The organism is Variovorax sp. OV084 (assembly GCF_900111625.1).
In the GTDB taxonomy this organism is placed as follows: domain Bacteria; phylum Pseudomonadota; class Gammaproteobacteria; order Burkholderiales; family Burkholderiaceae_C; genus Variovorax.
Genome location: NZ_FOII01000001.1, coordinates 1 through 21,657, shown reverse-complemented (window position 1 = coordinate 21,657; position 21,657 = coordinate 1). Strand labels below are relative to the sequence as shown.

General features: G+C 64.3%; 22 protein-coding genes. 12 read left to right on the top strand and 10 right to left on the bottom strand.

Annotated elements, in window-relative coordinates; genetic code table 11:
* The first annotated feature begins 34 nt into the window (after nt 1–34).
* Complete coding sequence (gene gcvP / locus BMW87_RS00110; RefSeq protein ID WP_093073250.1) at nt 35–2,944, top strand: aminomethyl-transferring glycine dehydrogenase; 2,910 nt, start codon at nt 35–37, stop codon at nt 2,942–2,944.
* 38 nt (nt 2,945–2,982) lie between these two features.
* On the opposite strand, the gene BMW87_RS00105 is transcribed toward gcvP, so the two are convergent.
* From BMW87_RS00105 to BMW87_RS00095, 3 genes are all read right to left on the bottom strand, one after another.
* The gene (locus BMW87_RS00105; protein WP_093055551.1) at nt 2,983–3,237 is read right to left on the bottom strand and encodes a hypothetical protein; all 255 of its coding nucleotides are present in this window, start codon (nt 3,235–3,237) and stop codon (nt 2,983–2,985) included.
* Between the two features lie 134 nt (nt 3,238–3,371).
* Nucleotides 3,372–4,286, bottom strand: coding sequence for a DUF3014 domain-containing protein (locus BMW87_RS00100; protein WP_093073248.1), 915 nt, complete (start codon nt 4,284–4,286; stop codon nt 3,372–3,374).
* 125 nt (nt 4,287–4,411) lie between these two features.
* A complete protein-coding gene (locus BMW87_RS00095) occupies nt 4,412–5,527 on the bottom strand; it encodes a DUF2855 family protein (RefSeq protein ID WP_093073246.1) in 1,116 nt (371 codons plus the stop codon).
* Between the two features lie 49 nt (nt 5,528–5,576).
* On the opposite strand from BMW87_RS00095, the gene BMW87_RS00090 reads away from it, so the two are divergent.
* Entirely contained in the window at nt 5,577–6,206 is a 630-nt protein-coding gene (locus tag BMW87_RS00090) for a TetR/AcrR family transcriptional regulator (RefSeq protein WP_093073244.1), read from the top strand.
* Here the strand turns inward: BMW87_RS00090 and BMW87_RS00085 are convergent.
* On the bottom strand, nt 6,184–6,858 hold the full coding sequence (locus BMW87_RS00085) for an alpha/beta hydrolase (RefSeq protein WP_093073242.1): 675 nt from the start codon (nt 6,856–6,858) through the stop codon (nt 6,184–6,186). The two genes, BMW87_RS00090 and BMW87_RS00085, sit on opposite strands and share 23 nt — an antisense overlap.
* Nucleotides 6,859–6,868: 10 nt before the next feature.
* Complete coding sequence (locus tag BMW87_RS00080) at nt 6,869–7,912, bottom strand: NAD(P)H-dependent flavin oxidoreductase (protein WP_093073240.1); 1,044 nt, start codon at nt 7,910–7,912, stop codon at nt 6,869–6,871.
* Between the two features lie 113 nt (nt 7,913–8,025).
* Here BMW87_RS00080 and BMW87_RS00075 point away from each other — a divergent pair, with 113 nt between their 5' ends.
* A complete protein-coding gene (locus tag BMW87_RS00075; RefSeq protein ID WP_093073238.1) occupies nt 8,026–9,060 on the top strand; it encodes a hypothetical protein in 1,035 nt (344 codons plus the stop codon).
* A 31-nt stretch (nt 9,061–9,091) separates the two neighbouring features.
* Here the strand turns inward: BMW87_RS00075 and BMW87_RS00070 are convergent, their stop codons facing one another.
* Complete coding sequence (locus tag BMW87_RS00070) at nt 9,092–10,393, bottom strand: UDP-N-acetylglucosamine 1-carboxyvinyltransferase (RefSeq protein ID WP_093055537.1); 1,302 nt, start codon at nt 10,391–10,393, stop codon at nt 9,092–9,094.
* A gap of 223 nt (nt 10,394–10,616) precedes the next feature.
* On the opposite strand from BMW87_RS00070, the gene BMW87_RS00065 reads away from it, so the two are divergent.
* Together BMW87_RS00065 and BMW87_RS00060 are read left to right on the top strand one after the other, a co-directional pair.
* Entirely contained in the window at nt 10,617–11,495 is an 879-nt protein-coding gene (locus BMW87_RS00065; RefSeq protein WP_093073236.1) for an AraC family transcriptional regulator, read from the top strand.
* Nucleotides 11,496–11,613: 118 nt separating this feature from the next.
* Nucleotides 11,614–12,027, top strand: coding sequence for a GFA family protein (locus BMW87_RS00060; RefSeq protein WP_093073234.1), 414 nt, complete (start codon nt 11,614–11,616; stop codon nt 12,025–12,027).
* 28 nt (nt 12,028–12,055) lie between these two features.
* Here the strand turns inward: BMW87_RS00060 and BMW87_RS00055 are convergent, their stop codons facing one another.
* Genes BMW87_RS00055 through BMW87_RS00045 form a run of 3 tightly spaced genes read right to left on the bottom strand, consistent with a single transcriptional unit; the run spans nt 12,056 to nt 14,504 of the window.
* Nucleotides 12,056–13,285, bottom strand: coding sequence for a type II toxin-antitoxin system HipA family toxin (locus BMW87_RS00055; RefSeq protein WP_256216609.1), 1,230 nt, complete (start codon nt 13,283–13,285; stop codon nt 12,056–12,058).
* Nucleotides 13,266–13,538, bottom strand: coding sequence for a helix-turn-helix domain-containing protein (locus BMW87_RS00050; RefSeq protein WP_256216607.1), 273 nt, complete (start codon nt 13,536–13,538; stop codon nt 13,266–13,268). Before BMW87_RS00050 ends, BMW87_RS00055 begins: the two co-directional genes overlap by 20 nt.
* A 60-nt stretch (nt 13,539–13,598) precedes the next feature.
* A complete protein-coding gene (locus BMW87_RS00045) occupies nt 13,599–14,504 on the bottom strand; it encodes a LysR family transcriptional regulator (RefSeq protein ID WP_093073232.1) in 906 nt (301 codons plus the stop codon).
* 122 nt (nt 14,505–14,626) lie between these two features.
* On the opposite strand from BMW87_RS00045, the gene BMW87_RS00040 reads away from it, so the two are divergent.
* Nucleotides 14,627–16,048, top strand: coding sequence for an aldehyde dehydrogenase family protein (locus BMW87_RS00040; protein ID WP_093073230.1), 1,422 nt, complete (start codon nt 14,627–14,629; stop codon nt 16,046–16,048).
* A 15-nt stretch (nt 16,049–16,063) separates the two neighbouring features.
* Here BMW87_RS00040 and BMW87_RS00035 read toward each other — a convergent pair whose 3' ends face one another.
* A complete protein-coding gene (locus BMW87_RS00035; RefSeq protein ID WP_093073228.1) occupies nt 16,064–16,420 on the bottom strand; it encodes a hypothetical protein in 357 nt (118 codons plus the stop codon).
* A gap of 478 nt (nt 16,421–16,898) precedes the next feature.
* On the opposite strand from BMW87_RS00035, the gene BMW87_RS00030 reads away from it, so the two are divergent.
* The 6 genes from BMW87_RS00030 to BMW87_RS00005 all read left to right on the top strand — a co-directional run bounded on the left by BMW87_RS00030 (nt 16,899) and on the right by BMW87_RS00005 (nt 21,413).
* A complete protein-coding gene (locus tag BMW87_RS00030; RefSeq protein WP_093073226.1) occupies nt 16,899–17,231 on the top strand; it encodes a peptidyl-tRNA hydrolase in 333 nt (110 codons plus the stop codon).
* A gap of 412 nt (nt 17,232–17,643) precedes the next feature.
* Nucleotides 17,644–18,177, top strand: a complete 534-nt coding sequence (locus tag BMW87_RS00025) for a 3'-5' exonuclease (protein WP_093073224.1) — start codon at nt 17,644–17,646, stop codon at nt 18,175–18,177.
* A 158-nt stretch (nt 18,178–18,335) separates the two neighbouring features.
* Nucleotides 18,336–18,686 (top strand): hypothetical protein, encoded by a 351-nt coding sequence (locus BMW87_RS00020; RefSeq protein ID WP_093073222.1) that lies wholly within the window; start codon nt 18,336–18,338, stop codon nt 18,684–18,686.
* A 216-nt stretch (nt 18,687–18,902) separates the two neighbouring features.
* The gene (locus BMW87_RS34620; protein WP_143062535.1) at nt 18,903–19,118 is read left to right on the top strand and encodes a hypothetical protein; all 216 of its coding nucleotides are present in this window, start codon (nt 18,903–18,905) and stop codon (nt 19,116–19,118) included.
* Nucleotides 19,119–19,777: 659 nt separating this feature from the next.
* Nucleotides 19,778–20,938, top strand: a complete 1,161-nt coding sequence (locus BMW87_RS00010) for an IS30 family transposase (protein WP_093073218.1) — start codon at nt 19,778–19,780, stop codon at nt 20,936–20,938.
* 28 nt (nt 20,939–20,966) lie between these two features.
* The gene (locus BMW87_RS00005) at nt 20,967–21,413 is read left to right on the top strand and encodes a DUF6386 family protein (RefSeq protein WP_093073216.1); all 447 of its coding nucleotides are present in this window, start codon (nt 20,967–20,969) and stop codon (nt 21,411–21,413) included.
* The last annotated feature ends 244 nt before the right edge of the window (nt 21,414–21,657 follow it).

Below are 21,657 nucleotides of genomic sequence, written 5' to 3'. Positions count from 1 at the left end.
CCACCTTCCTTCTTCTCCCCGAGCCCTCACCGCCATGCCGACGCCCGCCCTTCCCTCTTTGCAAGAACTAGAGAACGCCGAAGAATTCCTCGCCCGCCACATCGGCATCGATGCGGCGGACGAGGCGCGCATGCTGCCGGTGATCGGCTCGGAAACGCGAGCAGAGCTCATCGACGGCATCGTGCCCGCGGCCATCCGCCGCGCAAAGCCGATGCGCCTGCCCGCACCGGCAACCGAAGCCGATGCGCTGGCCGAGCTGAAGGTGATGGCGTCGAAGAACAAGGTGTTCAAGAACTTCATCGGCCAGGGCTACTACGGCACGCACACGCCGGGCGTCATCTTGCGCAACGTGCTCGAGAACCCCGCCTGGTACACCGCCTACACGCCCTACCAGGCCGAAATCTCGCAGGGCCGCATGGAAGCCCTGCTCAACTTCCAGACGATGGTGTGCGACCTCACGGGCATGGCCATCGCCAACGCCTCGATGCTCGACGAGGCCACGGCCGCAGCCGAGGCCATGACGCTGGCCAAGCGCAGCGTGAAGAGCAAGAGCAACGTGTTCCTGGTGTCGGGCGACTGCCATCCCCAGACCATCGAAGTCATCAAGACGCGCGCCGCGCCGCTGGGCATCGAAGTGAAGGTGAGCACCGTGTCGGAAACGCTGCCCCACCTGATGGTGAGCGGCGAGTTCTTCGCCGCGCTCGCACAGTACCCCGCCACCACCGGCCACGTGCACGACCTGCGACCACTCGCAGGCCACGCGCATCAGTGCGACGCCGCCCTCATCGTCGCGGCCGACCTGCTGGCGCTCACGCTGCTCGTCGCGCCCGGCGAGTTCGATGCCGACATCGTCTGCGGCACCACGCAGCGCTTCGGCATGCCGCTGTGCAACGGCGGCCCGCACGCCGCCTACCTGGCCTGCCGCGACGAATTCAAGCGCTCGCTGCCGGGCCGCCTGGTCGGCGTGAGCGTCGACACGCACGGCCAGCCCGCATACCGCCTCGCACTGCAGACGCGCGAGCAGCACATCCGCCGCGAGAAGGCAACGTCGAACATCTGCACCGCGCAAGTGCTGCCGGCCGTGGTGGCCAGCATGTACGCCGTTTACCACGGGCCCGACGGCCTCACACGCATTGCGCAGCGAGTGGCAGCGCTCACGGCAATCCTCGCCAAGGGCCTCACGCAGATGGGCCGCGAGCCGGTCAACACCACCGCGTTCGATTCACTGACCATCCGCACCGGCGAAGACACGCCGGCGATCATCGAGCGCGCGCAAGCCGCCGGCGTCAACCTGCGCCAGCGCCTGCAGCAGCACCTGGGCATCTCGCTCGACGAGACCAGCACGCGCGCCGACGTCGAAACCCTGTGGAGCCTCTTCGCGCCCGCCGGCACGCAGGCGCCGCGCTTCGATGACCTGTCGGGCAGCACCACGCCGCTGATCCCCGAAGACCTTCGCCGCAGCAGCGCCTTTCTCACGCACCCGGTGTTCAACACCCACAAGAGCGAAACCGCGATGCTGCGCTACATCCGCAGCCTGTCGGACAAAGACCTGGCGCTCGACCGCAGCATGATTCCGCTGGGCAGTTGCACGATGAAGCTCAACGCGACGAGCGAGATGATCCCCATCACCTGGCCCGAGTTCGCCAACATCCACCCCTTCGCGCCCGCCGAGCAGCAGCAGGGCTATGCCCAGCTCGACGCCCAGCTGCGCGCCTGGCTGTGCGAAGCCACCGGCTACGCGGGCATCAGCCTGCAGCCCAACGCCGGCTCGCAAGGCGAGTACGCAGGCCTGCTGGCCATCCGCTCGTTCCATGAAGCCAAGGGCCAGGGCCACCGCAACATCTGCCTGATTCCGTCTTCCGCACACGGCACCAACCCCGCGAGCGCGCAGATGGTGGGCCTGCAGGTGGTGGTGACGGCCTGCGACGCGCAGGGCAACGTCGACATGGACGACCTGAAGCGCGCCTGCGAAAAGCACAGCGACAAGCTGGCCGCAGTGATGATCACCTACCCCAGCACGCACGGAGTGTTCGAAACCCGCGTGAAGGAACTGTGCGAGCTGGTGCATGAACACGGCGGCCGCGTGTATGTCGACGGCGCCAACATGAACGCGCTGGTCGGCGTGGCTGCGCCGGGCGAGTTCGGCGGCGACGTGAGCCACCTGAACCTGCACAAGACCTTCTGCATTCCGCACGGCGGCGGCGGCCCCGGCGTGGGCCCGGTGTGCGTGGTCGAAGACCTCGTGCCATACCTGCCTGGCCACGCGACGGCCGGCGTGCCGTCGAACGGCGTGGGCGCCGTGTCGGCCGCACCGCTGGGCAATGCGGCCGTGCTGCCGATCAGCTGGATGTACTGCCGCATGATGGGCGCCAAGGGCCTGCAGGCTGCGACCGAAACGGCCATTCTCAGCGCCAACTACATCAGCGCGCGCCTGAAGGACCACTACCCCACGCTGTACGCGAGCCCCAACGGGCACGTCGCGCACGAGTGCATCCTCGACCTGCGCCCGCTGAAGGACACCAGCGGCGTCACCGCCGAAGACGTGGCCAAGCGCCTGATCGACTACGGCTTCCACGCCCCCACGCTGAGCTTCCCCGTGCCCGGCACGCTGATGGTCGAGCCGACCGAGAGCGAGCCGCTGGCCGAGCTCGACCGCTTCATCGACGCGATGATCGCCATCCGCGGCGAAATCCGCCGCATCGAAGAAGGCGTGTGGCCGAAGGAAGACAACCCGCTCAAGCACGCGCCGCACACGGCTGCGAGCCTGCTCGGCACCGAGTGGAGCCACCCGTACTCGCGCGAACTCGGCGCGTTTCCGCTGGCCGAACTCAAGAACGCGAAGTACTGGCCGCCCATCGGCCGCGTTGACAACGTGTACGGCGACCGCAACCTGTTCTGTAGCTGCGTGCCCGTGGGCGACTACAAGGAAACCGAAGAGGCCTGACGAAATCCGAGAAGGCGGGCGGCAGCCCAGCGGCCCTTTTACGGCGGGGATTCGCGACGATAGGTCGCCCACTTCACGGTCAGGATGTCTGCAGCGATCTTGGCGGCATTGACGCCCGCATAGGCTTCGGACGGATCGAACTGGAATGCCTCCTGGTATCGCTTGACCTGCGCATAGTCCTGGTCGAAGGTCATCGGACCCATGAGTTCGGCAGGATCGGTGCCCGCTGGAAGCGCGAGGAATTTCTCCGAATCGGTTGCACTCTGGTAGAGGTCGACGCTCATCAGGTTCATACGGGTGTCCTCGAGGTTTTGATTTTGAGAACAAAGCCTCAGCGACATCCGTGCGGCACGCAATCGGTCCGCGCCTACACAGCGCGCCGGAGGAATGCTCACGGGCGCCCGTGTACGTCGAGCGCCGTGCGGCGTCAGGGTTGCTTCTTCTTCGCCACGTCGCCAGTGGCGATCTGCTGGCGCAGGCCGCGCAGGCTGGTCTTCACCTTGCGCTCGTTCTCCGGCCCCATGCGCACCATGATCTTCTGGCCGGAAGACAGCGACTCCAGCTTGGGGTCGGCGTATTCATAGCGCACCCACGGCCGGGTCGAGGGCACGTCACCCTTCACCTCGACCAGCCGCACCTCCACCGGCCCCTTGGGCTCGGGCGCCTGCAGTAGGTGGTCGATCACGGCAATGAGCCGGTCGTTGAAGTAGCGGCCCGGATAGCCCAGCTCTTCGTACGCCTGCTGGAACAGCGGATAGAGCTTTGCGTACACGGCCGCCGCCTTGGCCGGGTCGACCGACTCGGCCAGCAGCACGATGGCGTTGTAGCGCGCGGCGTTGTTCGCGGCAATCGTCTGTACCTGCCCCTGCTGCCCGTCGGTGATGAAGCGCTGGCCCGTGGGCAGCACCGGCCATGCGCTGGGCGGAGCCTGTTCGCGCGCGAGGTTGTCGACGGTGGTGACGAAGCGGCGCACGATGCCGTCGGGGTGCATGTACGCTGCAACGTTCTTGCCGCCGAACAGTTCGATCAGCGCCTTCGTCACGCGCGCATCGGAATCAGGCAGCTTGGGCAATGCCGCATCGGGCGGGGCCAGTGCATCCATGGGGTTCTGCGGCTCGGCGGACGCTGCCGAGGGCGGCGCCGGTGGTGGCGGTGCGGGCGCGTCATTGGGCGCCGCGGCCACTGGCACGGGTTCTGCCAGCATCTGCTGCTGATACCAGCGCCAGCCAAGGTAGGCAGTCCCGAGCAGCACCAGCACGAAGGCGACGATGGCGCCTATGGGCATTTCGCGGCGGGGTCTGAACTCAGGGGCGTCGCGCGTGTCGCTGTCGGGCTCGGGCATGAGGTGGGTTTCCTTGTGCGGGAATGTCGGGGAAGCGAACGGCTATGGTGCACCAATTCGGGCTGCGCACCAGCCTCGTCGTCGTAACGCCCTGTGACGCACCCGCCGCGCGGAAGTTCACACGCTCAGCCCGCGAGCCGCACCACATGCGCCTGCCGCGGATCTACCCTGCCCGCGTGCAGGTCGGCGATCACAGCTTGCGCATGCGCGAAGCCCTCACCTTGCGCCAGCGTCATCCATCGATTGCCGGGCCTGCTCAGCTCGGCGATGAAGCTGCCTTGCGCCTCGTTGAAGCGCCGGTTGACCTCCTGTGGGCCCCAGTCGGCATTGCGCTTGCGGATCTGCACGGGGGCGAAGTAGAGCTTTGGCGTCGGGCCGGGCAGCGAGGTTGTGTCACCGAGAAATTCCGTCTTCTGCGCGGAGCCCGCATAGCAGTCGTACACCAGCGCTTCGCCGAAATGGTGGTGAATGGTCGCGCGCAGGTCGTCGTTGCCCGAGAAGTCGACGTACAGCGTGGGCACATCGGCCGGCAGCGCCGTCACTTCTTCATAGCTCAGCGTGCGGTCGTAGCAACCCAGGCTCTCCACGAAAGCGCGATTGGCGTTGGACGTGGCCGCAATCAGCGCCAGCCCTTCGCGCTGTCGCAGGCAAAAGGCCGTGCCGAATGCGGTCTTGCTCGACGCGCTCGACACCACGACCTGCTTCGCGCCGAAGAAAGCGTTGTCTTCCAGGAAGTCGGCCAGCATGAACGAGGTGATGAACAGCGGGCGCACCAGCATCTGGTAGTCCTCCAGCGCGGCGACGTAGCCTGCGTCGTTGCTGCAGCGCATGTACTGGTTGTAGGCCGACACCAACTCGCTGCGGTGCGGCGCGCCGTCGTAGAAGCCGCGCGGCGTTACGCGCACCGGCTGCATGCGCAGGTGGCTCGCTATGGGGAAGTAGCCGTAGAAGCGCTCGCCCACCGCCACGCCCTCCACACTCGAGGCGACCACATCGGCAAAGCCCCAGGCCGGCATGTGACCCCAGTCGGCATCACCAGTCGGAAAGAACTGCCAATACTTCATGACTGCGTCGCCGAAGGCCGCGTAGGTGATGTTGTTGGTGGTCAACGAGAAGCGGCCGATCTTCAGCAGCACCTCGCCGGGCTGCAGCTCGCCTGTGTCTTGCGCAGTCACGACACGGGTAGTGCCGAGGGCGTTCTTGCGCGTTTCGAGGCGGGTTAAAGTGAATACGTTGTTCATTCGCAAACTGTATGGCGGCCCGTCTCCCGGCGGGTTCGGAAAACCGTCGATGCCGGACGCACCCCGCTCCAAGCCCCTGAAACGCCCCACGCAAGCACGCAGCAAATTCACCGTGCAGGCGATCTACGACGCCTTTGTTCGGATTTGGTCCGCGCACGGCTGGGAGGGCGTGACCACGCGCGCAGTGGCGCTGGAAACCGGCATCGCGGTCGGCACGCTCTACGACTACTTCCCCGACAAGGAAGCCCTGCTCTCGGGCTATGTGCGCCACTGCATCGAGGCGCTACTCGCGCGGCTCGATGCGGAAGTGATCGCACCGGCCGACATCGGCTGGCAAACACGCGTGCAGCGCCTCGTGCGCATCACCTGCGACACGCGGCTCGAAGGGCTGCCGGCTTTCGACCACGAGATGCTGATGCTCGAACACCGCGTGGCGGAGCCCAAGCACCACCGCCGCGTGTACGACGAACTGGCTGACAGGTGGCTCAAGGCCTTTGCCGCTTGCACGGACCTGCAGCCGCAGCCCTCGCCCGCCACCATCCATGCGCTGCTGACCGCCGCATGGGGCGGCCGACGCTATCGCCTGCTGGTGCAGCCCGAAGCGGGCAACGACGAGTGGGTGGCCGAGATGGAAGCGATGGTCATGGCGCGCTTGTCTACGAACTTGTCGGCGCGCTGAGCGATTGCAGCCACGCCAGCGTGGCCTGCAACTCGGCCGGACGGATCTCATGCGCACCCGGAAAGTCCGCGCCCGACAGTGCCAACGGCAGCGTGCGCGCGAACTCGCGCGTAGCCTGCGCAGCGCTCGGCGGAATCACGTTGTCGGCGCTGCCATGGCTCACCCACAGCGCCTTGCCCTCGAAGGCCTCCGGCGCCGCGACGTGCGGCAGCACCTGCGACAGCAGCCGGCTGTGCCACACCATCGCGGCGCGCACGCTCTCAGGCTTGGTCAGCAGCAGCGACAGCGCCATGATGCCGCCCTGGCTGAAGCCGCCGACCATCACGCGTTCTGGCGGCACGCCGAGTTGCTTGCCGGCCGAGGCGATCATCTCGCCGACCAGGAAGCGGCTTTCGCGCTCCTGCTCTTCGTCGATCCGGCGTTCACCGCCGGGCAGCACCTGGAACTCGAACCACGCGTAGGCGTCGGGCGACAGCACATAGGGCGCGCGCAGGCTCAGCACGTTGAACTGCGGCGGCATCATGCGCGCCAGGCCGAACAGGTCTTGCTCGTTGCTGCCCACGCCGTGCATCAGCACCAGCAGCCAGGGTTCGCGAACATCGGGTTGCGCGCCATGCGCGAGAAATTTCAGGGGCAGATGCAGTTGGGTCATGGTTTGAAGCTCAATGAAATCCTTGTGCCAGCTCGCGCGTGACCTCGGCGGCAGGCAGCTCGCGGCAGCCCGTGGCGTTCTGCCCCGACCACAGCGGAGAGAAGTCGCCGTTGCCCTGCGCCTCGGCCTTGGCACGCAAGGGTGCGATGCCCGATGTGGCCAGCGGAAACTCCGGCGCGGCTGCGCCGATGGGCCCCAGCTCGCGCATCACGCGGTTCACGATGCCGCGCGCCGGCCGGCCGGTAAAGAGATTGGTCAGCGCCGTATGCCGCGCGGCCCTGCTCTTGAGCGCCTCGCGATGGAGCGCGCTGGTGGTCGCCTCGGGCGTCAGCAAGTAGGCCGTGCCAATCTGCACGCCCGCCGCGCCCATCGCCATGGCCGCGGCCACGCCCGCTGCATCGGCAATGCCGCCGGCCGCGATCACCGGCACCTTCACGGCGTGCACCAGCTGCGGCAGCAGCGCGAAAGTGCCGAGCTGCCGCGTCAGGTCGTGCGACAGGAAATGCCCGCGATGCCCGCCGGCTTCCAGCCCTTGCGCAATGACCGCATCCACGCCGCGCGCTTCGAGCCACTGCGCCTCTTCGACCGTAGTGGCCGAAGCCAGCACCTTCGCGCCCCAACCGTGCACCTGCGCCATCAGCGCTTCTGACGGCAGCCCGAAATGAAAGCTCACCACCGGCGGGCGGAATTCGGCCAGCAAATCGGCCACTTCCGCGCTGAAAGGGTTGCGCCCCGGGCCGGTGGGAATGTTCGCCGCGTCGATGCCGAACTCGGCGTAATACGGTGCCAGCGCGGCACGCCAGGTCGCTTCACGTTCGGCGCTCGGCACCGGCGGGGTGTGGCAGAAGAAATTGACGTTGTAGGGCTTGCCGGTGCCCGCGCGAATGGCAGCGAGCTCGCTGCGCATGACGTCGGGGCTCAGCATGGCACCTGGCAGCGAGCCCAGGCCACCGGCATTGCTGACAGCAATGGCCAGCGCGCTACCCTGCACGCCGGCCATAGGAGCCTGAATGAGCGGAAGGTCCGTTCCGATGAGTTGTTGCAGCGTGGTCATTTGGAGCGCTCCTTGTTCGTGTGTCGCCGGGTGCCGGCCATTCTCCCGCCAAGCCGGAGGTTGCGGCGGCGGCGGGGTCATCATCGCCAAATGGCTTCGGCACAATCGCGCGCATGCCCATCCTGAACCCGACGCGGCCCGCTCACTCGCGGCCGCTGCAGCGCACCATTGCTGCTGCCATTGCCACCGCCAGCCTCGTCATGCTCGGCGGCTGCCCGCAGAAAGAAGAAGCCCCCGCTACCACCGCCAACGCGCAGCCGGACGAAGCCGCAGTGGCCGTGGCAACCGCCGAGGCCGTTGCCCCCGCCGCACCGCCAGCACCACCCGCACCACCAGTGCCTCGCCCCACCGCATCGGCCACGCTCAAGCGAGCCGAACTCATGGCGCTGGTGTTCCCCGACTCCCAGGGCCCGGGCGCCTCGCCCCGACAGCCCGACACCGTCTCGCTGCCCGAGAGGGCCAACGAGGGCAAGACAGTGCCCGGCAGCGAGGCCGATCAACAGGCTCAGGTGTCGCCGCGCGAGGTGGTGCGGCTGGACGATACGCACGCCGTCATGCTGACCGAGACCGTGCCGCTCGACGACCGGGGCGAGCCGATGAACGGCCACGTGAACGGCGCATGGCTCGGCGCCTACTTCTTCGAGCAGAGCGCCGAGGGCTGGAAACTCGCGAGCCGCAGCGACGCTGTCGACTACCTCGGCTTCATGGGCAACCTCGGCACCACCAAGGTCGAGCGCATCGCACCCCAGCGCTTTGCGCTGACCATTGCCCACGGCAGTTGCTGGCAGGGCTACTGCGGGCAGTGGCTGTCGGTGTATGGGCTCGAAGCGGGCAAGGTGCGCGTGCTGGCAAGGGGCATTGCGCTGTCGGCCACCAATGAAGGCGCCGACGAGTCCTGCGAGAAAGCGCCCAGGCCCGGCAAGTCGGAAGAGCCGCCACGTGGCGCGTGCTTCGACGTCAGCGGCACGCCGAGCTTTACGCTGGGCACCGACGAAGCGCCGGGCGAAATGCGCATCGCGTTCAAGGGCGAACGGACGAGCGGCACCAAAAACCGCCGCGTGCTCACCATCGACAGCACACTGGTCTATGCCTGGCGCAACGGCGCCTATGTGCTGACCGAAGGGCGCAACCCCGTTCCGTCGTTCTGACGGGCGAGCGCTGCGACACCAACCCCGCCAGTTATTCCTCGCTCGTCCACTCAACCTGCACGCCCAGGCTGCGCAGGTTCTCCACGAAGCGCGGATGCGCCCGGCGGATCGGTGCGGCGTTGCGGATCTCCGACTTGCCCTCGATGCTCGCCGCCACCATGAACAGCGCGATCGCCACGCGAATGATGTAGGGGCTCTCGACCACCGCGGGCGTCAGTGGATTGCCGCCGAAGGTAATGAGCCGGTGCGGGTCAGACGAGAACACGTGCGCCCCGAACTTCGAGAGCTCGCCCGTCCAGCCCAGCGCCCCGTCGTACACCTTGTTCCAGAACATCGCATTGCCCTGGGCGCGCACGCCCAGCGCAATGAAGATCGGCAGCAGGTCCACCGGAAAGTACGGCCACGGCGCCGCCTCGACCTTGGTGAGCACGTTGCTCGTGAAAGGTGTCTGCACCTTCAGCGGACCAGTGCGGATGGCACGCGACCAGCCGTCCGCATGCTCGATCTGCACGCCGAACTTGGCGAAGGTGCGGTCGAGCAGCGGAAAGTTTTCGGGGGCGCTGTTGCGCACGACCACGTCGCCGCCGGTGATGGCGCCCAGCGCCAGGAAGGTCGTGATCTCGTGGAAGTCTTCGTCGAAGCGAAACTCGCCGCCCTTGAGCGCGCCGTTGCCATGCACCGTGAGCCGCGAGGTGCCCATGCCCTCGATGCGCACACCGATCATGGCCATGAAGCGGCAGAACTCCTGCACGTGCGGCTCCGACGCGGCATTGGTCAGCGTCGAGGTGCCGCCCGCGGCGGCTGCGCACAGCACGAAGTTTTCGGTGGTCGTGACCGAGGCGTAGTCGAGCCAGTGGTCGGTCGGCGTGAGCCGGCCTTTGCTGCGCACCAGCAGCGAGCCCTCGGTGCGCTCGACCTCGCCGCCGAAGCGCTGGAACACCTCCACGTGCGGATCGATCTCGCGCACGCCCAGCGTGCAGCCCTTCACGTTGTCTTCAAGCCGCGCAACGCCGAAGCGCGCCAGCAGCGGCGGCACCAGCATGATCGACGAGCGCATCTCTTCGGGCAGCCGGTGCAGCGATGCGTCGAAAGTGGTCTCGCGGTGATGCAGCTCGAGCGTGCCGGTCTCGTGGTCCATGTGCACGTCGCTGCCGAGGGTGCGGAAGATGTCGAGGATCTTGCGCACGTCGGTGATGTCGGGCACGCCATGCAGGCGCAGCGGCTCCCAGGTGAGCAAAGTGGCACAGAGCACCGGAAGCACGGCGTTCTTGTTGGCGGAGGGGGTAATGCGGCCACGCAGCGGCGTACCGCCGTGCACGATGAGGTTGGACATGAAGAAGAAGAAACAGAAACGGGGGGAGCGGGAGGCGGCGGGAAAAGGGTCGGAAACAGTCCGAAACCGGAGACGGGCACTTTACCGTCTGAAACCCGCATGTACGGGGCCGAAGTTGTAAGAACTTCAAAGCAGAAGCCACTGAGTTGGCAATTCTTTCGCATTACTGCACGCCAGCAAGTTCGGTCAGGACAGCCGGTTTGCGGTACTTCATGATCGCCGCATGGACAACCCGATGCCCCGCGAGCCCGACATATTCGTCCCCCTCATGGCCTGGATCGAGGAGCGGCTCGACGAGCCCCTCACGCTCGAACTGATCGCGCAACGCGCGGGCTTTTCGGCGTACCACTTCTCCCGGATGTTCACCGCCCGCATGGGCCGCAGTGTCATGGCGCATGTGCGCGGGCGTCGACTCGTGCGCAGCGCCCGCAGGCTCTGCAGCGAGCCCGACGTGAAGCTCATCGATCTGGCCCTGGATTGCGGCTTCGAATCGCAGGAGGCTTTCACGCGCGCATTCAAGCGCCTCTTCGGCGCGTCACCCGGCCGCTTTCGTACCGGCTTCTCTCCTACCCCTATCGAAGGACAGTTTCCAATGAACTCCCCCAGCAGTACCCCCACGGCAGTGGCCCGATTGCCCGAATTGACCAGGCTCGAGGCGTTCCGCGTCGCGGGCCCATCCCGGCGCTTCGACGACGCGACGAAGTCCGACATTCCCCAACTGTGGTCTGCGCTTGTCGGTGCCTTGCCGCTGAAGGCCCAGACCCCAAGCTGGGCGACGTACGGCGTGGTCTGGAGCGTGGACCAGGAGGCCGGGAGCTTCATGTACATGGCGGGCGTGGGCGTGGAAACCCACGGCGATCTCCCCAAGGGCTTCGAAGTGAAGGAGATTCCGGCGGCAACCTACGTCGTTTTTCGCATCGCCCTGAACGGGTCCGCGCTGCACCCGCAAGTCAAGAGCGCCATGGCGATCATCTGGGGCGAGTTGATTCCCGCCTCCGGCTTGCGGGTCGTCGACAGCCCCGACTTCGAGATGTACGACGGTCATTTCGCGCCCGACCAGCCAGGGGCCGTGATCGACTTCTACGTGCCCGTGGAAGCCTGAGCTCCCGGGCGGTGCCCACTCACGACGAACTTGTTACTCCCCCGCCGCGCCCTCGCTCGCCTAAATTGGTTGCACCCAGCCAGCCCCGCTGGAAAACAACCTCGAAAGGACAACACAAATGAGCCACGCCTACACCGGCGGCTGCGCGTGCGGCGCAATCCGCTACGAGATCTCGGCCGAGCCGATCTTCCAGAACGACTGCCAGTGCCGCGACTGCCAACGCAAGAGCGGCACCGGCCACGGCTCGTACCTCACCTTTCCACGCGCCGGCGTGAAGCACAGCGGCAATGCCACGCTGTGGGACATGGTCGGCGACAGCGGCAACGTCAAGACCCGGGGGTTCTGCCCGAACTGCGGCTCGCCCGTGTACCTGACCTTTGCGGCGATGCCCGACGTCTTCACCGTGCACGCCGCGAGCCTCGACGACCCCGGCCGGTACAAGCCGCAGGCGGTTACGTACACCGTGCGTGGGCACGGCTGGGACTTTCTCGACCCGGCACTGCCCAAGTTCGACAAGATGCCGCCGATGTGACGGCCCTGCCCGTCGGCTCAACTGAGATCTACGGCACCTTGGCATAGCCCATCCCATCGGTCCAGATGTCTCGCATGCTCTCCAACAGGCTCTTCGGGATTCGCTGGTCACTGGCCATCAGGCCCAGCGTCTTCTGCATCCCCTGCGCGATTCGCGCGAGAACGAGTTCTGGCTTTGCGACCCCGCAGACCTTGCGGCCGAACAGCAGCAGTTCCTCGGTCGTCGGGTAGGCCTTCGTGTGGCCCTTGCCGGCGAAGAGCTTGAGCGCCAGTGTGCGGTCCTCGAGCTCGGGGCCGCCTTCATAGCGCGTGTACCGATAGAGCGCGGTTGTCACTACATCGAACATCGGCGCAAGGCGGCAGTCAGCGGTCGAGGTATAGAGCAAGCCGTAGTTCTTGAGGTGGCCATCGCCGTTGCGCACCATGATGCTGAACGCCACTTGCTCGAAAAACCGCTCGAGGTTCTCGCTGGGCAGTTGAAGGTACTGCATCAGTTCGGCGATGCGCTGGTAGCTTCCGTGGTACTTGCGGTCGGATTGGATGTCGCGCACCCGAAGATTCATCAGCGCCGCAATGTCCTCGAAACCGATCCGGGACCCATCCGACGCGATGTCGAATCGGTCGACCAGCAGCAGATGCCCGTCGTCCGAGAGGTCGAACGTGGGTGTCTCGATGCCTGCGTGGCCAGCAGCCGTCAGGCACATGAACTCGTTGGCCGACAGGCCCGGGTAGGACGGTGCCGCAGCCTTCACGATGATCGTGGGCACTGGAACGCTGACCCGATCCGGCACCATGATCTTCGGCTGCATGCCGGCAATGCCGGCGCCCGTGCTCAGGTATGCGCGCACCAGTTCGTCGAACACCTCTGGCGTGTAGCGGGTTCCGAGCAAGGTCTTGCGGTCGATGACCCGAGGCATCGCAAGCGGCTGCGCCCCCGGCAACCGAAAGCCCAACCGACCGATACCGTTGGATCCCACCACCGCGAGCATGTGCATCTGAGTGAGCTGTTGCTTGGGAAACATCGCTCGCAGACGCAGGTACAGGTCACCCTCGGGCAGGTTCTGATCCATCACAGCGAAGAGGTCGCCGTCCTGGTAAGTCGGCCGGGTCGGCGGCATGAGCAACGCGACGGCGGGCTGCTCCACACGGCCGTCGAGATACCGGAACTCGTAGACCGAGTGTTTGAGCAACTGGCCGGCCGGCTCGCCGGCGATCCCAACGTCGAGCTGCCTGATCTTTTCAGGAAGCATCGTCGTCATCCTGTCCAAAGCGTTCCGTAACTTCTTCCAGCGTCGGCATGCCCAGGCGCTCCAGGCTGATCGTGAGATCCATGGCACGTAGGATGTCAAAAAGCGAGGCAAGCGTGATGTCTTCCCCCCGCTCCAGTCGATAGAGAACATTGCGCGCGCGGCCCGAGCGCGCGGCGATGTCGGTCGCCTTCAGGCGGCCATCTTTTCGCGCACGTTGGATTGCCTGGCCCAGTTCGATGGGTAGTCTTATTTTGTCCTTCATACGACACATTATTAATGTATATAGGCTTAATGTCCATTAAACAGGACATTCCTAGCTCCGCTACCGGCCCGGCAACTCGATCACCTCGCGCACCAGGTCGATGAAGGCCCTCAGCCCTGCCGGCACGTTGCGCCGGCTCGGGTAGTACAGGCAGATGCCCGGGTAGCTTGGCGACCACTCTTCCAGCAGCGGCACCAGCCGGCCGCTGGCCAGGTCTTCTGCGACGTGGAACATCCCCATGTAGGCAATGCCCACGCCTGCGCGCGCCGCCTCCAGCATCAGCAGGGGTTCATCGAGCGTGATGGGGCCGGGCACGTCGAGCGTCATCGCCTCGCCGTGGCGCGCGAACTCCCAGCGGTAAACGATGCCGCTCGAAAAGCGCCAGCGCACGCAGCGGTGCGCCATCAGGTCGTCGGGCACCTGGGGCGCGGGGTGCTTCTGCAGATATTGCGGCGACGCGACCACCACCATGCGCTGCTCGCCGCTCATGGGCACGGCCACCATGTCGCGCGGCACGGCCTCGGCCAGGCGGATGCCGGCGTCGAAGCCCTCGGCCACGATGTCGATCATCCGGCGCTCGGTCACGATGTCTACCTTCATGTCGGGGTAGCGGCGCAGGTACTCCAGCACCACCGGTGCGAAGATCATCTGCGCCGCACCGACCGAACTGTTGAGCCGCAGGGTGCCGGTGGGCGTGTCGCGCAGCTCGTTGGTCGCCTCCATGGCGCCGCGAATGTCGGCCAGCGCCGGCGCGATGCGCGCGATGAACTGCTCGCCCGCCTCGGTGGTGGACACGCTGCGCGTGGTGCGGTTGAACAGGCGCACGCCCAGCCGCGCCTCCAGCCCCGCCACCGTGGCGCTGAGGGCCGAGCGCGACATGCCCATATCGACCGCCGCCGCCCTGAAGCCGCCGTGCCGGGCCACCGCCAGCACCGCCTCCAGCTCTATCAATCCACTGCTGTGCATGGTGGATTGTCCTGATTATCTGAATGACGCATGGTGATTTGGCCGGCTTCTCAAGTCAATGCCAGCGCCCTAGATTTGATTCACGCCAGATTTTTCTCCGGCGAATCAACAGGAACACCGCCATGCGCAACATCGACCAGATCTACATCGACGGCGCCTTCGTCACCCCCCACGGGCGCGAACAGGCCGAGCTCATCAACCCCGCGACCGAGGCCGTCATCGGCCACGTCACCCTGGGTGACCGCGAAGACACGCTGCGAGCGATTGCCGCCGCCAAGCGCGCCTGGCCCGCCTATGCACGCAGCACCAAGTCCGAGCGCATCGCACTGCTTCACCGCCTGCATGCCGCGGTGCTGGCCCGCGCCGACGACATCAATGCCGCCACCACCGAGGAGTACGGCGGCCCCGTGTCCCGCGCCAGCTGGGTTGCACGGTATGCGGCAGAGGCCTTCCTGCTTGCGGCGAAGACGCTGGAGCAATACCCCTTCACCCGCCAGATCGGCAGCGCGCAGGTCGTGATGGAGCCGGTCGGCGTGGCCGGCCTCATCACGCCCTGGAATTCCAACGCCGGCTTCATCTGCAACAAGCTGGCCACCGCGCTGGCCGCAGGCTGCACCGTGGTCATCAAGCCCAGCGAGATGAGCGCCATCCAGACCCAGGTGGTCACCGAGGCACTGCACTCCGCAGGCCTGCCGCCGGGGCTCTTCAACATCGTCAACGGCCGGGGCGACGTGGTGGGCGCGGAGCTCAGCAGCCACCCCGACATCGCCAAGATTTCTTTCACCGGCAGCACCGCCGTGGGCAAGGCCATCCAGCGCGCCGGGGCCAACACCCTGAAGCGCGTGACGCTGGAGCTCGGCGGAAAGTCGCCCACCGTGGTGCTGGACGACGCCAACTTCGCCACCGCCATTCCCCTGGCCGTGACGGCCGGCTTCCAGAACAGCGGCCAGGCCTGCCTGGCCGGCACCCGCATCCTGGTGCCCGAACACCGGCTGGACGAGGCCATCGCGCTGGCCCGGGCGGCGGTCGAGGCCGCGAAGGTCGGTGACCCGCGCGATGCCGCGACCGAGATCGGCCCCATGGTCAGCCGCAAGCAGTGGGAGCGGGTGCAGGGCTATATCCGCAAGGGAACGGAAGAAGGCGCGCGACTCATTGCCGGTGGCGAGGGCCGCCCGGCAGGCCTCGCCGCCGGCTTCTACGTGCGCCCCACCCTGTTCGCCGGAGTACGCAACGACATGGTCATCGCACGTGAAGAAATCTTCGGGCCCGTGCTCTGCCTCATTACCTACCGCGACGAGGAAGACGCCATCGCAATCGCCAACGACACGGTCTACGGCCTGCAGGCGGTGGTGCTGTCGGGCAGCGACGAACACGCCCTCGCCGTGGGCTCCCGCCTGCAGGCGGGCCGGGTGCTGATCAACGGCCTGCACCACGAGCCCCTGGCGCCCTTCGGTGGATTCAAACAATCGGGCATCGGCCGCGAGTTCGGCACCTTCGGGCTGGAGGCGTATCTGGAGCCCAAGTCGGTGATACGGGCGGCCTGAACTCGAAGGCCTTCCCTACCCCGTCAGTGCCTCGCACTGGACTTCGATGCGGGCGTGAAGCAGGCCCAGCGTTGCCGAGAGAAGCCGCTGCAGCGAGGCACGCTGGCATGCGTCGAAGAGCGGCGCGGGGTCTGCGTCGGACGAAGCGGCATCGCGCCGGTCTTCGTCCCAGGCGAGGAGCTGAACCAGCGTTTGCGCGCCCTGCACTACGTCGCGGGCTTCGTTCAGGAATGCGGCCTGGCTTTGCTGGGAAGAATCGTTGAGCCGGTCGCCCTGGACCCATTCGAAGGGTTTGAACTGGGCGGTGGGACGAAAGAGCGCACAAGCACAACGGGCGTTGGTGCTTGCGTCGTTTGAAGAAGCGTTGGCCATGAGTGGGCCTCCCAAGGATGTCGATTTGCAGAAACCGACGCACCCGACGCCAATCGGGGGCGGCAGCTCGAACAGGTTGGCGTACCGGGACATCCTTGCGGAAACCGGCAGGGCGCGAGCCCTCCCGTTCGAGCCGCCTAAAAAGGAAGCATGAACGAAAAAGCCGCAGACCATGTGCGGTGACTGCGGCTTTCGTCGCAGGATGTCAGCGGGACGCCAATCCCGGCCTCGCTCATCACGAGGCGAAGGCAATGTAAGCGGTGTCAATGGCGGGCGTCAAGCTTGGGGAGCCGAGGTCATACCGAGAGGTCGCCAGATGAATCGATGAATTGCGCATTCGATTGAGACGAAGCTCTGATCGCGCTGGCTGTGCATCCGGCTACAGTCGGCCAGAACCGGTCATCGAGCGTCGCGGCTGATTGCAACAGAGTTCGAACCCCAACCTGAGGAGCGCTACGCTTGCGGCGTGAATAGACAGATGAAGATGTACATCCTTGTCCGAGACGACATCCCGCTTGGCTTCGCTATGGTCGCCGTGGCTCACGCATCCTTGGCAGGTTATCTCAAGTTTCAGAACGAGCCAGAAACACAGAAGTGGCTTTCAGGCCCTTTTTTCAAGGCTGTCTGTAAGGCGAATGCCAAAGAGTTCGAAAATGCCAAACAGGTTGTCGATCATCTGGTTTTGACTGAATCTGCACTTGAGAATCGAGAGGTGGCGATTGTCTTCAAGCCTCGGGATGAATGGCCAAAGATGTTCAAATTCCTTCGGCTCTACAAGGAGGCCCCGTTGCCTCCGGCTGTGTCTGAATGACAGGGCGCGGCCAAGAGCTGACCTTCGAAGCGTTTGTCCACCGAGAGAAATAATGGGCCTCTGCACCCCTTTCACGAACTGCGCCGTCTGCAATGAACCGCTTGGATCTGAGCGCAGCGTCCTTGGATTTCCAGACCTCGTCCCGATGTTCTCGGATTTCGGGGACTTCTACGATGGATGCGCCCACCAAGATTGCATTGATAGGTGGACTAGGCGAGACGAGTTCGTCGCGTACTTCAACGGGCTAGTGGAGGCAAGCAGCCTAAATCCGTCGTGGCGCCTGGTAGTGCGGCCCTCGGGGACGGTGTGCTATCAACGCGACCTGCCAGAAGGGACATAGTCTGAGTTCGACCAACTGCGGACATTCGGTATGTCTCTACGCGTGTAACCATGCCGTCACTTTGGGAGCAACTTGACCTACTTAATCGTCGACTTTGAAGCAACTTGCTCGGACACAGGGCAGGTAGCTCGCGAAGAAATGGAAATCATCGAAATCGGTGCTGTCGCTCTTTGGGGAAACGGTCCTGACATCCGCGGGGAATTTCAATCCTTTGTGAGGCCGGTGAGGAACCCCATGCTCACCGATTTCTGCAAGCGTCTGACCAAGATTCCGCAGAGGAAAGTTGATTCGGCAGAGCCGTTTCCCATTGTTCTGGAGAAGTTCTCTGCATGGATTGAATCCTTCGATGATTCAACTTTTTGCAGTTGGGGAGACTACGACAAGTATCAGTTGCAGCAGGACTGCTTGTTTCACGATGCTGCCTATCCGTTCGGGCCCAATCACATCAACATCAAGATGCGGTTTGCCGACAACGTGGGCTTGAAGAAGGCCTGCGGGTTGGAACAGGCTCTGCGACGAGTTGGCCTTTCTTTTCAAGGAACGCCCCACCGCGGCATTGACGATGCTCGCAACATGGCGAGCTTGGCTCCATACATCTTCGTCTAGTGGTCAAAGCACTGCGAGAGTCTCGATTTCGGTCTCTTCACGCAGACAAGGCGGCGGGCTACAGTCGGCCAGGAGCGGCCTCTCATCGCGACCCCTCAGTTTTGCTACCGGGTGGCTTTCTGCAGTGATCGGACCTTGGGTAGAGTCAGTAAAAAGTCATGAACGAAGCCAATCCCTATTGGGCAAGCCTTGAGGCCGCGCTGGCCGACACGTCTGGGATCATCGTGCCCAAGGGTGAGGATGAGGCGACGTACTTTGAGAAGCTCCGGTCGAGTATTCGAGCTCACGCCACCGCCGCCGAGAAGGTGTCTGCGATCGTCGTCGAACCTGGGTTTTCTCATCGCGTACTCGGAACGAAGATTACTGGATACCTGCTCGCGAGGTCGGAAGGTTACTGGCTGGTCTTCGAGCCTGACGAGGGCGAGTACTACTGTTTCTGGGGATCAGACGCGGACAGCCTTGGAGCCCATGGCGTCTGCGGCAATCCGCTCTACTGCTGGTGGGACTGAGCGAGAAAGGAGAAGCCGCACCGGTCAACCATCGACGGGCGCTGGCCACAACCAGCCACTCGCCGTCACGGGCAGAATTCGGCCATGACCGGCCGGTCGACCGCGCCGACAAAAAGCATCCGTAGCGGGAATCAACCGAGGTATGAAGTGAATCGAGCCAGCGCCTACGCAGCACTTTCGGACGAGTTGGAGGCATGCCGCCGGCTACCTCGGCCCATGCTTGTCGAACTGATTGGCTCAAAGCCAGCCTCGAAAGTCATTGTCGTCGACAGTGAGGAACTGCTGCTTGAAATACAAGCCGCGTGGGCTTCGCCAAAGAGGATGTCCGTTCGAGTTACCGCTATTGCCTACGGTCCTAGCCATCTGCAAACGGAGCGTCTCGAGGAGCATCTGACCATTCCAATTAGCGATGCTGGCGACATCGCTCGCTGACCAGGTCGGCCAATAGCGGATCTTCGTCGCAGCTGCAGAATGGGTCGGCGGACCTTATATTGCGGTATGCCATATCGAGTTCGACTTCCTCAAACGTACCTCTTCGCTCAAGCGTCCAACGCCCATAGCGGAAGCTGGACGGCAGAGGTTCTCCGCGCTTGTCATAGGGCGGAGATCAACCCGAGATCTATCGAGATCATCGATGAGGAACAGGCGACCGCTACCGGCGATCTCTCTGGCGTCATCTTGAAGATCTGCGAACAGTTGACCCCTGAAACCATCCAGCGCCTGCCCGAGGAGATTCAGGCGACTTGCCCCCAAGGCGTGTCGACCTGGCTGATAAGGGGAGCCTCACCGGCAAACTTCGCCCTCAACCCTGAGGACATCTCGACAGAATATTTCAGGCATGAGTTCGCAGTAGATAGCAACATGATCCACCACACAGAAAGCTGCGCAAGACTGACACAGCGCTCTACCGGCCGAAGCGCGCGAAGCACGGCGCATCGCTCGAGGGCTCTCAACGCCGAAGAGGCGCTCTTCCTCTTGGAGTCCCTTGTGAGGAGCGACTCCGAAGTAGGATAGGTCAGCCGCTTTCGGCGGCGGATTCAACCGGTCGATGCAACACACTGATTGCTGCGTACGCAGAAGGAGTGTTGCAGATGAAGTACCGGACGCGAACCTACTACACGGACAGCCAAAAAGCATTGATGTGGGAGCGATGGAAGCAGGGGTGGACGCTCCATCAGATTGCGCAGCTGTTCAATCGGGCGCACACGTCGGTGCAGGGAATTCTGTCCCGCACTGGCGGCTTTCGACCACCGCCGCGCAGCCGTTCTGTAAGAGCGCTGACCTTGGCCGAGAGAGAAGGGATCTCTCGCGCCGTGGTGGCCGGCCAATCAATTCGCGCAATTGCTGCCCTGCTCGGGCGAGCGCCATCAACGATTAGCCGCGAGATCAAGCGCAATGGGGGGCGATCCAACTACCGAGCGACCGAAGCGGAGGGCGCTGCTTGGAATCGTGCGCTTCGCCCCAAGCAGTGCAGGCTGGCGGTAAACAGAGCTCTGGCGCAAATCGTGACTGACAAGCTTCGGCTGCTGTGGTCGCCGGAACAAATCGCCGGGTGGCTCAAGCATACTTATCCATGCGACGAGAGCCAACACGTGTCACACGAGACCATCTACCGCAGCCTTTTCATTCAAGCGCGTGGTGCCTTGAAGAAGGAACTGTTGCAGCATCTGAGACGCACGCGCGGCATGCGCCGGTCTCGGCATCACACTCAGAAGACCGACACCCACGGGCAGATCGTTGGCGCCGTCTCCATCAGCGAACGGCCCGCATCCATAGAGGATCGCGCGGTGCCTGGTCACTGGGAAGGAGACTTGGTCTTCGGCAGCCACAACAGCCAGATCGCAACGCTGGTTGAGCGTCAGACGCGGTACGTCATGCTCGTGAAAGTGGGTGGCAAGGACACCGAGACGGTCGTCAACGCCTTGATCAAGAACGCTCGAAAGCTTCCTCAAGAGCTCTACAAATCGCTGACATGGGATCGAGGCAAAGAGATGGCCGGACACAAGCGCTTCACGCTGGCAACAGACATCCAGGTCTACTTCTGTGATCCAAGCAGCCCTTGGCAACGCGGCAGCAACGAGAACACGAACGGTCTGCTCAGGCAGTACCTGCCCAAGGGCATAGACATCTCAAGCTACTCACAAGCCAAGCTCAACGCCCTGGCCAGACAATTGAACGAGAGGCCGAGAAAAACTCTCGGCTTCCAGACCCCGGCTGAGATGTTCAGCCAGACCGTTGCATCGACCGGTTGAATCCGCCGCCAACACCAGACATTGAGCGATGCGCACAACTGTAACAACCGACACCGCCACCATCGTCCTTTTCGACCCGGAATGCATGCGGCATCGCCTCAACGAGGATGCCGATTGGTGGTCGTTGCCTCAGGAGGAACTCCTCGAAGTCAACCGGGCGAACGCTGCGTTCATGAACGTCAGCGCCGACGGGCGCTATGAGCTCGAGGTCGCGGCACACGAAGAACTAGGGGACGCAGACGTGGAGTTGGTCGTGCGGAACACCAGCGGGCGATTCTTCTTCGGCGCCGGCGAAATGATGAGCTCCGCTGGCCTGGAACCGGAAGCGGAATATGGAAATGTGTTCCTCGATGCCGTGCCGGGCTCGTACTTGGTTCGTGCACGTCAGCGAGGTGGCACGGTCACCGTTTCACTGACGCCGACGACCCTTGACGCGTCAAATTCGTTCGGCGACCTGGTTCGGCTGGGCGCCTGAGCGCGGCGGCAGAATGCGGCCAGAATGCTTATCCGCTCAATGTCCAAAGACCTCTTTCATGGTCTTTCATCACGAAGATAGGAACCAAACATGGGAATGCTCACCGACTTCTTTGTCGCGTCTGAAGAGGATGCAGGCGCGTATGAAAGTCGTCTTCTTGCGGACGATGAATCTTCCGAAGATGACCTGCGCTCGTTAGAGCGGGTTGAACACAAAGGCCTTACCGGAATTGAACTCGGGGCCC

Bases quoted from the DNA above. Each gene is read 5' to 3' on its own strand.
- gcvP (WP_093073250.1), top strand. From the start codon at position 35: ATGCCGACGCCCGCCCTTCCCTCTTTGCAAGAACTAGAGAACGCCGAA.
- BMW87_RS00105 (WP_093055551.1), bottom strand. From the start codon at position 3,237: ATGAACCTGATGAGCGTCGACCTCTACCAGAGTGCAACCGATTCGGAG.
- BMW87_RS00100 (WP_093073248.1), bottom strand. From the start codon at position 4,286: ATGCCCGAGCCCGACAGCGACACGCGCGACGCCCCTGAGTTCAGACCC.
- BMW87_RS00095 (WP_093073246.1), bottom strand. From the start codon at position 5,527: ATGAACAACGTATTCACTTTAACCCGCCTCGAAACGCGCAAGAACGCC.
- BMW87_RS00090 (WP_093073244.1), top strand. From the start codon at position 5,577: ATGCCGGACGCACCCCGCTCCAAGCCCCTGAAACGCCCCACGCAAGCA.
- BMW87_RS00085 (WP_093073242.1), bottom strand. From the start codon at position 6,858: ATGACCCAACTGCATCTGCCCCTGAAATTTCTCGCGCATGGCGCGCAA.
- BMW87_RS00080 (WP_093073240.1), bottom strand. From the start codon at position 7,912: ATGACCACGCTGCAACAACTCATCGGAACGGACCTTCCGCTCATTCAG.
- BMW87_RS00075 (WP_093073238.1), top strand. From the start codon at position 8,026: ATGCCCATCCTGAACCCGACGCGGCCCGCTCACTCGCGGCCGCTGCAG.
- BMW87_RS00070 (WP_093055537.1), bottom strand. From the start codon at position 10,393: ATGTCCAACCTCATCGTGCACGGCGGTACGCCGCTGCGTGGCCGCATT.
- BMW87_RS00065 (WP_093073236.1), top strand. From the start codon at position 10,617: ATGGACAACCCGATGCCCCGCGAGCCCGACATATTCGTCCCCCTCATG.
- BMW87_RS00060 (WP_093073234.1), top strand. From the start codon at position 11,614: ATGAGCCACGCCTACACCGGCGGCTGCGCGTGCGGCGCAATCCGCTAC.
- BMW87_RS00055 (WP_256216609.1), bottom strand. From the start codon at position 13,285: ATGACGACGATGCTTCCTGAAAAGATCAGGCAGCTCGACGTTGGGATC.
- BMW87_RS00050 (WP_256216607.1), bottom strand. From the start codon at position 13,538: ATGAAGGACAAAATAAGACTACCCATCGAACTGGGCCAGGCAATCCAA.
- BMW87_RS00045 (WP_093073232.1), bottom strand. From the start codon at position 14,504: ATGCACAGCAGTGGATTGATAGAGCTGGAGGCGGTGCTGGCGGTGGCC.
- BMW87_RS00040 (WP_093073230.1), top strand. From the start codon at position 14,627: ATGCGCAACATCGACCAGATCTACATCGACGGCGCCTTCGTCACCCCC.
- BMW87_RS00035 (WP_093073228.1), bottom strand. From the start codon at position 16,420: ATGGCCAACGCTTCTTCAAACGACGCAAGCACCAACGCCCGTTGTGCT.
- BMW87_RS00030 (WP_093073226.1), top strand. From the start codon at position 16,899: ATGAAGATGTACATCCTTGTCCGAGACGACATCCCGCTTGGCTTCGCT.
- BMW87_RS00020 (WP_093073222.1), top strand. From the start codon at position 18,336: ATGAACGAAGCCAATCCCTATTGGGCAAGCCTTGAGGCCGCGCTGGCC.
- BMW87_RS34620 (WP_143062535.1), top strand. From the start codon at position 18,903: ATGCTTGTCGAACTGATTGGCTCAAAGCCAGCCTCGAAAGTCATTGTC.
- BMW87_RS00010 (WP_093073218.1), top strand. From the start codon at position 19,778: ATGAAGTACCGGACGCGAACCTACTACACGGACAGCCAAAAAGCATTG.
- BMW87_RS00005 (WP_093073216.1), top strand. From the start codon at position 20,967: ATGCGCACAACTGTAACAACCGACACCGCCACCATCGTCCTTTTCGAC.